The sequence below is a fragment of the Pseudomonas cichorii genome (genome assembly GCF_018343775.1).
GTDB classification, from domain to species: domain Bacteria; phylum Pseudomonadota; class Gammaproteobacteria; order Pseudomonadales; family Pseudomonadaceae; genus Aquipseudomonas; species Aquipseudomonas cichorii.
This window is the reverse complement of sequence record NZ_CP074349.1, coordinates 2,146,190-2,158,812: the sequence shown is the minus strand read 5'-3', so window position 1 is coordinate 2,158,812 and position 12,623 is coordinate 2,146,190. Positions and strand designations below refer to the sequence as shown.

Annotated in this window: 12 protein-coding genes; 10 read left to right on the top strand and 2 right to left on the bottom strand. The window is 59.8% G+C overall.

All coding sequences use genetic code 11. From position 1 onward, the window contains the following. Positions 1 to 95: 95 nt before the first annotated feature. Together KGD89_RS09645 and KGD89_RS09640 are read left to right on the top strand one after the other, a co-directional pair. Positions 96 to 974: a LysR family transcriptional regulator gene (locus tag KGD89_RS09645; protein ID WP_025259575.1), complete on the top strand. Its 879-nt coding sequence runs from the start codon at positions 96 to 98 to the stop codon at positions 972 to 974. 159 nt (positions 975 to 1,133) lie between these two features. Beyond that, positions 1,134 to 2,717 carry an aldehyde dehydrogenase (NADP(+)) gene (locus KGD89_RS09640; protein WP_025259574.1) on the top strand — a complete coding sequence of 528 codons (1,584 nt, stop codon included), beginning with the start codon at positions 1,134 to 1,136 and terminating at the stop codon, positions 2,715 to 2,717. Positions 2,718 to 2,922: 205 nt separating this feature from the next. On the opposite strand, the gene KGD89_RS09635 is transcribed toward KGD89_RS09640, so the two are convergent. After that, positions 2,923 to 3,504, bottom strand: a complete 582-nt coding sequence (locus KGD89_RS09635) for a GNAT family N-acetyltransferase (protein ID WP_025259573.1) — start codon at positions 3,502 to 3,504, stop codon at positions 2,923 to 2,925. Continuing rightward, positions 3,504 to 4,058 (bottom strand): RNA polymerase sigma factor, encoded by a 555-nt coding sequence (locus KGD89_RS09630; protein WP_025259572.1) that lies wholly within the window; start codon positions 4,056 to 4,058, stop codon positions 3,504 to 3,506. The genes KGD89_RS09635 and KGD89_RS09630 overlap by 1 nt, the downstream gene beginning before the upstream one ends. A 390-nt stretch (positions 4,059 to 4,448) precedes the next feature. On the opposite strand from KGD89_RS09630, the gene sctW reads away from it, so the two are divergent. From sctW to sctR, 8 genes are read left to right on the top strand one after another with little or no spacing between them, the layout of a single operon-like run. Beyond that, positions 4,449 to 5,438, top strand: a complete 990-nt coding sequence (gene sctW, locus KGD89_RS09625; RefSeq protein WP_236249376.1) for a type III secretion system gatekeeper subunit SctW — start codon at positions 4,449 to 4,451, stop codon at positions 5,436 to 5,438. Further along, positions 5,435 to 7,540, top strand: coding sequence for a type III secretion system export apparatus subunit SctV (sctV, locus tag KGD89_RS09620; RefSeq protein ID WP_025259570.1), 2,106 nt, complete (start codon positions 5,435 to 5,437; stop codon positions 7,538 to 7,540). Before sctW ends, sctV begins: the two co-directional genes overlap by 4 nt. A gap of 10 nt (positions 7,541 to 7,550) precedes the next feature. Then, the gene (locus KGD89_RS09615; RefSeq protein WP_025259569.1) at positions 7,551 to 8,537 is read left to right on the top strand and encodes an FHA domain-containing protein; all 987 of its coding nucleotides are present in this window, start codon (positions 7,551 to 7,553) and stop codon (positions 8,535 to 8,537) included. A gap of 11 nt (positions 8,538 to 8,548) precedes the next feature. Then, positions 8,549 to 9,892 carry a FliI/YscN family ATPase gene (locus tag KGD89_RS09610; protein WP_201016810.1) on the top strand — a complete coding sequence of 448 codons (1,344 nt, stop codon included), beginning with the start codon at positions 8,549 to 8,551 and terminating at the stop codon, positions 9,890 to 9,892. Further along, entirely contained in the window at positions 9,879 to 10,343 is a 465-nt protein-coding gene (locus tag KGD89_RS09605; protein ID WP_025259567.1) for a hypothetical protein, read from the top strand. The genes KGD89_RS09610 and KGD89_RS09605 overlap by 14 nt, the downstream gene beginning before the upstream one ends. Further along, complete coding sequence (locus KGD89_RS09600) at positions 10,340 to 10,903, top strand: type III secretion system HrpP C-terminal domain-containing protein (protein ID WP_025259566.1); 564 nt, start codon at positions 10,340 to 10,342, stop codon at positions 10,901 to 10,903. The genes KGD89_RS09605 and KGD89_RS09600 overlap by 4 nt, the downstream gene beginning before the upstream one ends. A gap of 1 nt (position 10,904) precedes the next feature. Beyond that, on the top strand, positions 10,905 to 11,969 hold the full coding sequence (gene sctQ / locus KGD89_RS09595) for a type III secretion system cytoplasmic ring protein SctQ (RefSeq protein WP_025259565.1): 1,065 nt from the start codon (positions 10,905 to 10,907) through the stop codon (positions 11,967 to 11,969). After that, entirely contained in the window at positions 11,966 to 12,619 is a 654-nt protein-coding gene (gene sctR / locus KGD89_RS09590) for a type III secretion system export apparatus subunit SctR (protein ID WP_025259564.1), read from the top strand. Before sctQ ends, sctR begins: the two co-directional genes overlap by 4 nt. The last annotated feature ends 4 nt before the right edge of the window (positions 12,620 to 12,623 follow it).

The following is a 12,623-nucleotide window of genomic DNA, read 5'->3' as shown; positions in this document are numbered from 1 at the left end:
TTTGGCGGGTGCTATTGAATGGGAACAATGATGCAGCGCGGCAATTCATAAACAAAGCTATGATCATTCATCCTCAGCATAAGTAAAACTTTGCCATGCGCCGACTGAACCTCAACCATCTGCACACCTTCTCGCTGGTCATCGCCCACGGCAGCTTCTCGGCGGCAGCCGAACGCCTGAACCTGACCCAACCAGCGGTAAGCCTGCAAGTGCGGCAACTGGAAGAGCACCTGAACCTGCGATTGATCGAGCGAGTGGGCAAGCGCATCAAACCCACCTCGGCAGGCAGCACCTTGCTGGAACATGTCTCGCGAATCGACGCGGTGGTTGAAGACGCCATGCTGGAGCTTGCCAGCCATGCCCATGGCATAGCCGGACAGATTGCCATCGGCACCGGAGCCACCGCCTGCATTCACCTGCTGCCGCCGATACTGCAAGACCTGCGGCGACGCTTCCCCGATCTGGACGTGCGGGTGAGCACTGGCAACACTGACGGTATCCTCAAGGCCGTTGAAGAAAACCGTCTGGACCTGGCTCTGGTTACCCTGCCCGCTTCAGGCCGTAGCCTGGAAGTCACACCGCTGCTGGAAGATGAATTCGTGGCGATTTTCGCCAGCCAGCAAGACCCGCTGCCCGAGGCCTTCACACCCAAGACACTCAGCGATTACCCGCTGGTGGTGTTCGAAGCCGGCAGCAGCACACGCCTGCTCATCAACGAGTGGTACTTGCAGGCGGGCATCCGCATCAAACCGGTGATGGAACTGGGCAGCATCGAAGCCATCAAGGAGATGGTCGCCGCAGGTCTGGGTTACAGCATCGTGCCCCGTATGTCGGTAGCCGCGACCCATCATCGGCGCGGGCTGCAAGTCCACTCGCTGACACCGGGACTGAACCGTACACTGGGCATCGTGTTGCGTCAGGACAAACCGGTGAGCAAGGCATTGCGCAAGGTGCTGGATGCGCTTCGCGGGTAAGCGATTCGTTCCTGCCGCTATCCTGCTTTGGCAGTTGCATATGCTGCCGACCAAGTTGTACGATGACTGCTGACCTCACAGATTCGGCAACCCATAAAGGAGCGCAGGTCCCGCTTTTATCCGGACCTGTCTCCCACGTCAAAACAACAGGAGATACCGATGCCTAACATTCTCGGCCACAACTTCATCGCTGGTGGCCGCAGCGCCCTGGGTCAGATCCAGCAGAAAAGCCTCGACGCCACGACCGGTGAAGAACTGCCGTACAGCTTCTCCCAGGCCACCGATGGCGAAATCGATGCCGCTGCCCTGGCTGCCAAAGAAGCCTTCCCGGAATTCCGTCAACTGAGCCCGGCCCGTCGCGCCGAGTTCCTTGAAGCCATCGCTGACGAGATCGACCAGTTGGGCGATGACTTCGTCGCCATCGTCTGCCAGGAAACCGCTCTGCCTCAAGCGCGTATCCAGGGTGAACGTGGTCGTACCAGCGGTCAGATGCGTCTGTTCGCCAAGGTTCTGCGCCGTGGCGATTACCTCGGTGCCCGCATCGACCTGCCGCTGCCGGACCGAAAGCCTCTGCCACGTGTGGACCTGCGCCAATACCGCATCGGTGTAGGCCCGGTCGCCGTGTTCGGCGCCAGCAACTTCCCGCTGGCCTTCTCCACCGCCGGTGGTGATACCGCTGCTGCGCTGGCAGCCGGTTGCCCGGTGGTCTTCAAGGCTCACAGCGGCCACATGGCCACCGCCGATCTGGTGGGCAGTGCAATTATTCGCGCAGCCGAACGCACCCAGATGCCAAAAGGTGTGTTCAACATGATCTTCGGCAATGGCGTCGGTGAAGGACTGGTCAAGCACCCGGCCATTCAGGCTGTCGGTTTCACCGGTTCTCTGGGCGGCGGTAACGCCCTGAGCAAGATGGCCGCCGAACGTCCGCAACCGATTCCGGTCTTCGCGGAAATGTCGAGCATCAACCCGGTGGTGCTGCTGCCGGAAGCGTTGGCAGCACGCGGCGAAACCGTGGCCAAGGATCTGGCGGCTTCGGTTGTCATGGGTGCTGGCCAGTTCTGCACCAACCCTGGCGTGGTGATCGGTCTGCGCTCTGCAACCTTCTCGGCCTTCCTTGAGCAACTGACCGAGCACATGGGCGGTCAGGCCCCGCAAACCATGCTCAACGCTGGCGGTCTGCGCAGCTACAGCAAAGGTGTCGAGCACTTGCTGTCACATCCGGGCATAACGCATCTGGCAGGCAAGCCGCAGGAAGGCAAGCAGGCTCAGGCACAACTGTTCAAGGCTGATGTCAGCCTGCTGCTCAACGGTGACGAACTGTTGCAGGAAGAAGTTTTCGGCCCGACCACGCTGGTGATCGAAGTCGCTGACGATGCCGAACTGAAGAAAGCGCTGCTGGCCTTGCGTGGTCAGCTCACCGCGACCCTGATCGGCGAGCAGACAGACCTGGCCAAATACAACTGGCTGCTGCCGCTGCTGGAAGAGAAAGTCGGTCGCATTCTGATCAATGGCTACCCGACTGGCGTCGAAGTCTGCGATGCCATGGTCCATGGCGGTCCTTACCCGGCGACTTCCGATGCCCGCGGCACCTCGGTAGGCAGCCTGGCCATCGATCGTTTCCTGCGTCCGATCTGCTATCAGAACCAGGCTGACAGCCTGTTGCCACCTGCCCTGCAGAACGCCAACCCGCTGGGTCTGAAACGACTGGTCAATGGCGAGTGGAGCGACCAGCCTATCGTCTGATCGGTAGCCACAAAAAACAGCGGCGCGGCCTGAAAAGGCTGCGCCGTTTTTTTGCATCCACAACTGTGACCTTGTGCCGGATTGCCAGGACCTTGTGCCGGTCCTGGCCGGAATCAGCACCGCATCGACCGTCAATCCGGTCGTGCGGTAGATAACACGGTATGCACCTTCAGCCAGTGCATACCCTTTTTTCAACGCTGGCGAATCAGACAGCCTCCGAAACATTGATCCGCACCGGCACGTTCAACGACTGCCCTAATGGCAGACCAAACAGCAGAACGTCGGAACGTTGCTCACCGAAGCGGGCGATATTGGGCAAGCGAGCCCACAGGTGCGCACCCACCGCCGTGACGATCTTCTGACTCGGAGTGTTGGCCGCCATGATCCAGGCCACCAGATTCTCAAGCCCCGCCTGTTTACCCAGGATCACCGTCGCTTTACAGAGCAACACGCCAATACCGCTGCCGAAATGGTCGCCGCGCACGTAGATAGCCGTTTCCCCGGTTCTGTAGCAGGCCTGGGTTCCCCAACTGAAGCGGTTGATCGACAGCCAACCCAGAACTTCGCCGCGACGCTCGTAAACGTAGACCGGCAAACCATCGCGCTTGTAGAGGTTGACGTAGAACTTCACTTCTTCGTAGGTCATCGGCCGGGTAACCGGCGAGTTGGCGCCACTGCCCGCCGTTTCATTGAAGATGTTCATCATGGCTTCGAGGTCGTTTTCAGTGAACTCGCGAATACCGCGTGGCAGACGTGGCAGCTCGGGTTTAGGGACAAAACTGTTCATCAGTGAATCTCCTTGGAATAAACGCTGGATTTGAGCTGCCCACGGGCACGGGCCAATCGTGAGCGGATGGTGCCAATCGGGATATCCAGATGGCGCGCAGCATCCTGGTAGCTGATGTCTGAATCGACCACCAGTTGAATGACAGTGCGCATGTCCACCGAAAGCTCTTCGATGGCTTCGAGGGTCCGGCCCAGGGTGCGCTGAAAATCGCTGACCAGGCTCGGGTCATGGCCATGTTCCAGATTTTCCAGTTCGGAGTCGGTCAGCTCCATGCACTGAGGCTGGTTGTAAAACGTTTTGAAATGGTTCCTCACCAGATTGGCTGCAATCCCGAACAACCAGGTTTCAGGGCGGGAGGTGCCCAGATACTTGTGTTGATTGCGCCAGGCTTCCAGATACGTCATCTGCATCAGGTCATCGACATCCGCCTGATTGAACACACGTTTAGCGATGAAACCTCGCAGCTTTTTCTCGCTGCTTTTAGCAAGGCCACCCAAGTCCAGTGCGATAACACCAATGACTTTCCCTTCGCGCTGCATGCCTTTGACTTCCACGGTTGTATCTCCATATCCATAAGTAACTTTTGCCAGTAGTGGCCAGATAGGGAGAGCAGCGAACGTACCAACTATTTAATATTTTCAAGTCATTGTTTTATAAGGATTTAAAGGCAATAAAAAGGGTGTTTTGTGCCATTTGTTGCATTCTCGACATAAAGGCTGTGCAAGAACTGGCACAGCATTCAAAACACCGTATTGCAGGAACCGGTTGCGCTTAAACGCCACTCAGCAAACACATGTTCCGAGGCGATAGCGCAGCCCATGAAAATCAACTCCTTCCCAGATATGCGGCCTGCTGACCTGGAGCCGCTCCCTCGCCCGCCTGTTGCGGAAACACGATCGTTCGCTCCCAAGAATCCATTGCTCGATTCCATGGAAGAAGTGGCGATGAAGTTCAGTGAAAGCGTGGAGCGCCACAGCAAGGGACTGGACGAGCGACATGTTCGCGAGTCCGGCAGTTCGCAACGTATCGAACGCATCGAGAAACTGGCCGAGATGTACCGCCTGCTCGATAACAGCGAGCAGCCAACCCTGGAGCAGCAGGCCAGGCGCATGCAGATCCAGATGATGCAGCAAGGCAGTTCGATGCCTGACCTGCTGAAGATGGCGGACAACGACCCGGCGCGGGCCGACATTCTGTTGCAGCAGGTGGTGCGCCTGTCCGTTGCCGAAGGCAGCGAAACCAGTCACGACCAGGCTCAGACCATGCTTGAAGAGCTGCGCCTGACCCATGGCGACAAGATTCGCGCCGGTTTGAATACCGCCAGCGCCATCGCCCTGTTCAGCAGCGACCCTCAGCAACGCAGCCTGATGCGTCAGCTCTATTACAAGGCAATCGTAGGTCAGCAGCCGCTGGCAACCCTGCTGGAAGCCTTGCTCGAACGCTTCAATGAAGATCAGTTCGCCCGCGGCCTGCGCACCCTGCAGCGAGCGCTGGCAGACGACATTGCCGCCCTCGCCCCTTCACTGCCGGGCGGCGTACTGCGCTCGATGCTGCGAGGCCTGGGCGCCAGCGGCCAGTTGAACAACCTGCTGAAAACCTGCCTGGCGCTGCTTGAACGCCTGGCAAAGAAATCTCCCGACAGCGCCATGACCGCACTGGGCATGAGCAAACGAGTGCTGCGTTTCTGCGGCAACGGCTTCTTCGCCCGCGACCTGACATTGCTGGCCGAAGAAACCATTGGTCGCACGCCCAACCTGCAACCGCTGTTCTTCAACGGCCTGTACCCGTTGCTGCAAAACCTGCCTCTGCCGTTGTGGAAGGACCTGAAAACCCGCCAGAACGGCCTGCGCCTGTTACAGGGCCTCATGGATGAATTGTCTCGCCAGGAACGCAAGGCCATGGGCATTGAAGATGCCGGGAGAACCATCCAATGATTCGCATCATCCATGCACTCAACAACCTCGCGCTGGCGGTGATGAGGCGCACGGAAATCGTTGGCGCGATCATGGTCATGGCCATCGTGTTCATGATGATCCTGCCCTTGCCCACCGCGCTGGTGGACGTGCTGATCGCCCTGAACATCTGTATTTCGTCATTGCTTATCGTGTTGGCGATGTACCTGCCGCGCCCGCTGGCGTTCTCGACCTTCCCGGCGGTGTTGCTGCTGACCACCATGTTTCGTCTGGCCTTGTCGATTGCCACCACCCGCCTGATTCTGCTGCAACAGGATGCCGGCCATATCGTCGAAGCATTCGGCAGTTTCGTGGTCGGCGGCAACCTGGCAGTGGGTCTGGTGATCTTCCTGATCCTGACCATCGTCAACTTTCTGGTGATCACCAAGGGCTCGGAGCGGGTTGCGGAAGTGGCGGCACGCTTCACCCTGGACGCAATGCCCGGCAAGCAGATGTCCATCGACAGCGACCTGCGGGCCAACCTGATCAACGTGCGCGAAGCCCGGCATCGCCGTGAGCAGTTGTCCAAGGAAAGCCAGCTGTTCGGTGCGATGGACGGTGCGATGAAGTTCGTGAAGGGTGATGCCATCGCCGGCCTGGTGATCGTGTTCATCAACCTGATCGGTGGTTTTTCCATCGGCGTGCTGCAACACGGCATGGAAGCCGGTGATGCCATGCACCTGTATTCGGTACTGACCATCGGTGACGGCCTGATCGCTCAGATCCCTGCGCTGCTGATCTCCCTGACCGCAGGCATGATCATCACCCGTGTAGCCCCTGACAGTCAGACCGCCGACGCCAACATCGGTCACGAAATCGCCGAACAGCTCACCAGCCAGCCAAAGGCCTGGGTATTCGCCTCCATCGGGATGATGGGGTTCGGCCTGATTCCGGGGATGCCGACCCTTGTGTTTGCGTGCATCAGCTCGCTGTGCCTGTTCAGCGGTCTGATCCAGTTGTGGCGGATTCGTCAGAAAGAGCTTTATCAGGATCAGGTCGGCTCCGCCCGCAATGCCGCGCCCGAACTCAATGGTCGCGAGGATATCCGCCGCTTCAACCCGTCACGGGCCTACCTGCTGCAGTTTCACCCAAGCCATCAGGGTTTGATGGAGCTCGACATGCTGATTCAAGGCATTCGCCAGCGCCGCAACACACTGGTTCACAACTTCGGCCTGACGCTGCCCTCCTTCGATATCGAGTTCGTGGAAAGTTGCGAAATCGACGAATTCCGCTTCTGCGTTTATGAAGTGCCTTTTGTACGCGCCACCATTTCCCTGACCCACGTGGCCGTCGATATCCGTGATGTGGAGGAAGACCAGCCCGGCGAACCCGGACGGGTCGATCGCGACGAAGCCCAGTGGATGTGGGTGGATGCAAACGATCCGCTGTTCGAGGACGAGGACATCGTCGGCATACGGCCTCATGAGCTGATCCTGGAGCGCATGAGCCGCGCCTTCCAGGCCACCGGCCCGCAATTCATCGGTCTTCAGGAAAGCAAGGCGATCCTCAGCTGGCTGGAGTCCGAACAACCGGAACTGGCCCAGGAGCTGCAACGCACCTTGCCTTTGGCGCGCTTTGCTGCCGTGTTGCAACGTCTTTCTGCCGAACTGGTTTCGTTGCGCTCGGTCAGGCCGATTGCCGAAACCCTGATCGAACAAGGCCAGCATGAGCGCGACCTCAATGCCCTGACCGACTATGTGCGCATCGCCCTCAAGGCGCAGATCTGTCATCAACACAGTGAAGAAAACACCCTCCACACCTGGCTGGTGACGCCGGAAACGGAAGTATTGCTGCGCGATGCCCTGCGCCAGACCCAGAACGAATCCTACTTTGCCCTTGAGCCCGAGCTGGGCAGTGCGCTGCTCGAACAGTTGCGCGAAGCCTTCGCCCTGCAATCGAACCCGCCATCAAGCCCCAAGGCCATCCTGCTGGTTGCCCAGGATTTGCGCAGCCCCTTGCACAGCCTGCTGGCAGATGAGTTCAACCACGTACCCGTGCTGTCTTTCGCCGAGTTGTTGTCCACGGTGCAAGTCAAGGTCCTGGGTCGCATCGACCTGGATGAAGCACAAGCCCTGCTAGCCTGACGGAGTCCCTATGGAAACCAAGAAACACTACGAACTACGGGTACTGACCGGCCTGCATCGGGGCGCGGCACTGCCCTTGAACGGCGATCAATGGAGCATCGGCTCATCCAGCGGCGCAGACCTTGCGCTGTACGATCCCGGCATCAAGGACAGCCACTGCATGCTGCGGCTGGTGGACAGCACCTGGTCGCTGGCCAGCAGCGAAGGTGCAGTCACCGACAGCGAGGGCCACAAGATCGAGGGCATCACCCAGCTTGAGCCGGGTACGCCCTTTGCCCTCAATGGCGTGTGGTTATCGGTGCTCAGCGCCAACACCGAATGGCCGACCGAAGAGGACGAAGAACAACCTGAGACTTCTGCACGGGACTTTGCACAGGCCCTCAACGACCCGGAGCTCGAACAGGCATACGGCCCTGAACCCGAACCGGAACCCGAGGAGCTTGTGGCCGAGCGTGAAGCACCGGCGCTCAAACGGGCACCGCGTTCACTGCTCGGGCCTTTACTGCTGGCCGGTTCACTGGTGGTCTTTCTGGGCGCGCTGTTCTGGCTGGTCAATCAACAGGAGCCTGCACCGCCCGCGCCGATCAAGCCCTCCAAAATCGAGCTCAAGGATGCCACCGAGGTCAAGAAAGTCCTCACCAAGATGCTTGAAGAACGCGAGCTGCAAAAACGCATCACCCTGGCCGAAGAAGAAGGAAAGATATTCCTGCACGGCCCTTTCGACGAAGACGACCTGCTGCAATCCACCTCGCGCATGCTGTTGCACTTCGATCGCCAGTACAAAAGCCCGCTGCAAGTGCTCAACGCCCTGCCCGCCGCCACTGCCGAATTGCCCTTCACCATTATTCAGATCAGCAACACACGCCTGGCCAGTGTCCTGACCAGCGATGGCCGACGCCTGTTCCTGGGCGATGAAGTCGATGGCGTGCGCTTCGTGGACATCAACGAACACAAAGTGGTGTTCGAGGGTGAGCGGCGTGTGGAGGTGAGCTGGTGATGGAGTCGACCATGACACCTCTGGACAGCTGGCGCCAGGAACACAGCGAGCGACTGCAACGCTGCGCACCGGTCGAGGTCATGGGCCGTATCGCCGGTGTCAAAGGCATCCTCTTGCACAGCCACATGCCTCAGGCCCGTATCGGGGATCTGTGCGAAATTCGTCGGGCCGACGGCAGTGAAGTCATGGCCGAAATCGTGGGCTTCGATCGCCAACACACTTTGCTCGCGGCCCTCGGGGCGCTGGACGGTATCGCCATCGGCGCGCCGGTCAGGCCAATGTTCCAGCCCCACAGCCTGGTGGTGGGTGAATACCTGCTGGGCTCGGTGCTGGATGGTTTCGGCCGATCGCTCAGCGGTGATGGGCCTTCGGCCTTTGCCCTGTCCGGCGCAGCGGGTGCCCAGCCGGTGATTCGCGATGCGCCGCCCGCCACCGAGCGTCCCAGGATCGAAGCGCCGCTGTCCACCGGCCTGCGCGCCATCGACGGGCTTCTGACCCTTGGCGAAGGCCAACGGGTCGGGCTGTTCGCCGGGGCGGGTTGCGGCAAGACCACGCTGCTGGCAGAGATGGCGCGCAATACGCCCTGCGAGGCGATTGTGTTCGGTCTGATCGGTGAACGCGGACGTGAATTGCGCGAGTTTCTCGACCACGAGCTGGACGAAGAACTGCGCTCGCGAACCGTACTGGTCTGCTCCACTTCGGACCGCAGCAGCATGGAGCGTGCCCGGGCCGCCTTCACCGCCACCACCATCGCCGAAGGCTTCCGACAGCAAGGCAAATCGACCCTGCTGATCATCGACTCTCTCACCCGTTTCGCACGGGCCCAGCGGGAAATCGGCCTGGCCAGTGGCGAGCCGGCCGGTCGCGGCGGGCTTCCACCGTCGGTCTACAGCCTGCTGCCGCGTCTGGTGGAGCGCGCCGGGCGAACCCGGACCGGCGCCATCACGGCCCTGTATTCGGTTCTGATCGAACAGGACTCGATGAACGACCCGGTAGCCGACGAAGTTCGCTCCCTGCTGGACGGCCATATCGTGCTCTCTCGGCGCCTGGCAGAGCGCGGCCATTACCCGGCCGTGGACATTCTCACCAGCCTGAGTCGAACGATGAGCAATGTGGTGGGAACCGAACAGGTCAAGGGTGCCACACAGATACGCAGACTGTTGGCTGCTTATCAGCAAGTTGAAATGTTGATCAAGCTGGGTGAGTACCAACAGGGGAACGATCCATTGACCGACTTCGCTGTGCAATCGCGCGATCAGATCATGGATTTTCTGCAGCAATCGCTACGAGATCCGGTGTCGCTGGAAGATACCCTGGACCACCTCATACAGGTAACTGCTGATGTCCCACGATGACCTTGACCTGCTGGATTCGGCCAATGATCCGCAAATGAACAGCCTTGGCGAGACCCTGGATATCCTGGCGCCGATCCGTCGGCATCGCCTGACCCTGGCCGAACAGGCCTGGCGTCGCCAGAACCAGGTGCTCAACGAGCTGCAGACCCGTCTGCATCAGATGACCCAGGACCTTGAGTCGTTGCACCAGGCCTATCGGCAGTCACGCATCGAGCAGCGCGAGCGCCATTCAAACCGCCCGCTGCCCCTGAGCGAAATGAATGACTGGCTGGCACAGGAACGTCAGACCATCCGGCATATCGAGCGCAACGAAAAGCACCTGAGCAATCTGCAGCATGAACATCGCCAGCAGAAAATGTGGACTGACGACAGCCACACGGAACTGCGCAAACGCCAGCGTGATGTTGAAAAACTCGATTACCTGATGGATCTCGCTCGGGAGGCCTCATGAACACCAAGCCTGTCCCCCACAAACCTACGCCTCCTCGCCCGCAGGAGCCGCCCAAGCCTCGCAGCAGCAATAACAGCAGCAGCGAGAACACGGCCACGCCAATCAAACACGAACGCGGCGAGCATGTGCCTCATGAAACCCTGGAAGAAGGCGAACTCTTCGAGCAGATGATGACCGCGTCCAACGACAACGTCTTCTGGCTGGGCAACGACCAGCCACAAGGGCTGAGCGATGGCTGGCGCGACGGGGAAAAGCATGGCGGCAATGCCTCGTTACCACCGGCACCGGTCGAGGCCTTGTGGGATTCCCTGCTCAACCCGATCGAGGAACACCTGGCCAGCAACGAAATGGAACCCATGGAGGCCATCTTCGAGCTACCGGAACTGGGCAAGATAACCGTGCAGGTCATCCCGCGCAGCGACGGCCTGGATATTGCCCTGCGCTTTGCCCGTGATACCGCATTGCAACGCTGTCAGGAAAACCGCGAAGCCAGTCGTGAATGGCTCAGCCAGCGGTTGGGACGTCGCGTCAGGCTCACTCTCGATCAGGCAGGTCATTGAAATGAATGCACAGGCACTTGCCCTCAGACCCGTCAGCACCACCGAGGCTTCGATCAGGCAGCGGATAGGCACCGGTCTGAGCCTGCCTTTCCAGCTCAACCGGCAAAAAGGCCAACTGGCCCTGCGCCTGGCGCCCATGCCCGGCCAGAGCGTTGACGAAGGTTATCTGGAATGTGCATCCGGACCTTTGCGACTGACCAACACCGAAGCTCTGCTGGGTCTGTTGTCCAGTTGCCCGGCTCTGTTGCAGCAATCGGACAACAGTGAAGACCATCAATGGTACTGGCAGCTTTACAACCATTACCTGAGCCCGGAACTGCAACACCTGTTCGGCTCCCTGCAACCGCTTGATCAGCCCAATGAACAAGGGCTGGACTGCCTGCTGGAAGCACGCATCAACGGTTTGCGGGTCTGCTCGCGGCTCTCGGCGCCGCCCGCCACCCTGCTCGACCTGCTGGACCGCGGCCAATGGCAGCACAGGTCCGTCGGCAAGACCTGGCCGTGGCCCATAAACACCCCGTTGCTGCTGGGCCATCTGGCACTGACCTACAAGCAATTGAAAGGCCTGCGCCCGGGCGATGTGCTGCTGCCTGATCACCCACTGTTTACCCCCGATGGCCACGGAATACTGCAACTGGGCTCCTGCCGCCTGAGCCTGGTCCAGGAATCCGCCAACGCATTGTGCTTCACCCTTACCGAACTGGAGCAAGACACCATGAATGCCACTATCGACCACTTTGCGGCGTCCGACAGCGATAACCCGATCCTGCTCGACGATATCCATCTGCAGGAACATGAAGACTTCGCCGAAAACGCGGCTGACGGAAGCGACGATCTGGAACGCTTCAACGACCTGGCCCTGGCCCTGACGTTGCGGGCGGGCAATCTTTCTCTGAGTCTGGGTCAGTTGCGTTCACTGTCTGTCGGCTCCGTGCTGACCTTCAACGGCTGCGCGCCGGGCAATGCCATGCTGTTTCATGGCGAACGTGCGCTGGCCCATGGCGAGCTGGTGGATGTCGAAGGACGTCTGGGCCTGCAGATCACCCGCATGGAAGCTTTGCGGTGAACCTGCAGGATGCCAACCCGCTGACGCTGGCCCTGTTTCTCGGGGCCCTGTCACTGGTGCCATTGCTGATGATCATCTGCACGGCCTTCCTGAAGATCGCCATGGTGTTGCTGATTACCCGCAACGCCATCGGTGTCCAGCAGGCGCCGCCGAACATGGCGCTGTATGGCATTGCCCTGGCCGCCACCCTGTTCATCATGGCGCCGGTGTTCAACGAAATGGGGCAACGGGTCAAGAAACTCCCCGATCGGCTGGACAACTTTGCCGCCATGGAAAGCGCCGGCAAACATGTGATCGAACCGCTGCGCCTGTTCATGACCCGCAACATCGATCCGGACATCCAGACCCACCTGCTTGAAAACACCCAGCGCATGTGGCCCAAGGAAATGTCGTCCCAGGCCAGCCGCGATGACCTGTTGCTGGTGGTGCCGGCCTTCGTGCTGTCCGAGTTGCAGGCCGGTTTTCAGATCGGCTTCCTGATCTATATCCCGTTCATCGTCATCGACCTGATCGTCTCGAACATTCTGCTGGCCCTGGGCATGCAGATGGTTGCGCCGATGACCATCTCGCTACCGCTGAAAATCCTCCTGTTCGTGCTGGTGGATGGCTGGACCCGCCTGCTCGACGGGCTCTTCTACAGCTACATGTGATCCG

Excerpts from the sequence above, each read along its gene's own strand:
- sctV (WP_025259570.1), top strand. The coding sequence starts at position 5,435 with ATGATTCGCATCATCCATGCACTCAACAACCTCGCGCTGGCGGTGATG.
- KGD89_RS09600 (WP_025259566.1), top strand. The coding sequence starts at position 10,340 with ATGAACACCAAGCCTGTCCCCCACAAACCTACGCCTCCTCGCCCGCAG.
- KGD89_RS09640 (WP_025259574.1), top strand. The coding sequence starts at position 1,134 with ATGCCTAACATTCTCGGCCACAACTTCATCGCTGGTGGCCGCAGCGCC.
- KGD89_RS09610 (WP_201016810.1), top strand. The coding sequence starts at position 8,549 with ATGACACCTCTGGACAGCTGGCGCCAGGAACACAGCGAGCGACTGCAA.
- sctQ (WP_025259565.1), top strand. The coding sequence starts at position 10,905 with ATGAATGCACAGGCACTTGCCCTCAGACCCGTCAGCACCACCGAGGCT.
- KGD89_RS09635 (WP_025259573.1), bottom strand. The coding sequence starts at position 3,504 with ATGAACAGTTTTGTCCCTAAACCCGAGCTGCCACGTCTGCCACGCGGT.
- KGD89_RS09645 (WP_025259575.1), top strand. The coding sequence starts at position 96 with ATGCGCCGACTGAACCTCAACCATCTGCACACCTTCTCGCTGGTCATC.
- KGD89_RS09605 (WP_025259567.1), top strand. The coding sequence starts at position 9,879 with ATGTCCCACGATGACCTTGACCTGCTGGATTCGGCCAATGATCCGCAA.
- sctW (WP_236249376.1), top strand. The coding sequence starts at position 4,449 with ATGAAGTTCAGTGAAAGCGTGGAGCGCCACAGCAAGGGACTGGACGAG.
- KGD89_RS09615 (WP_025259569.1), top strand. The coding sequence starts at position 7,551 with ATGGAAACCAAGAAACACTACGAACTACGGGTACTGACCGGCCTGCAT.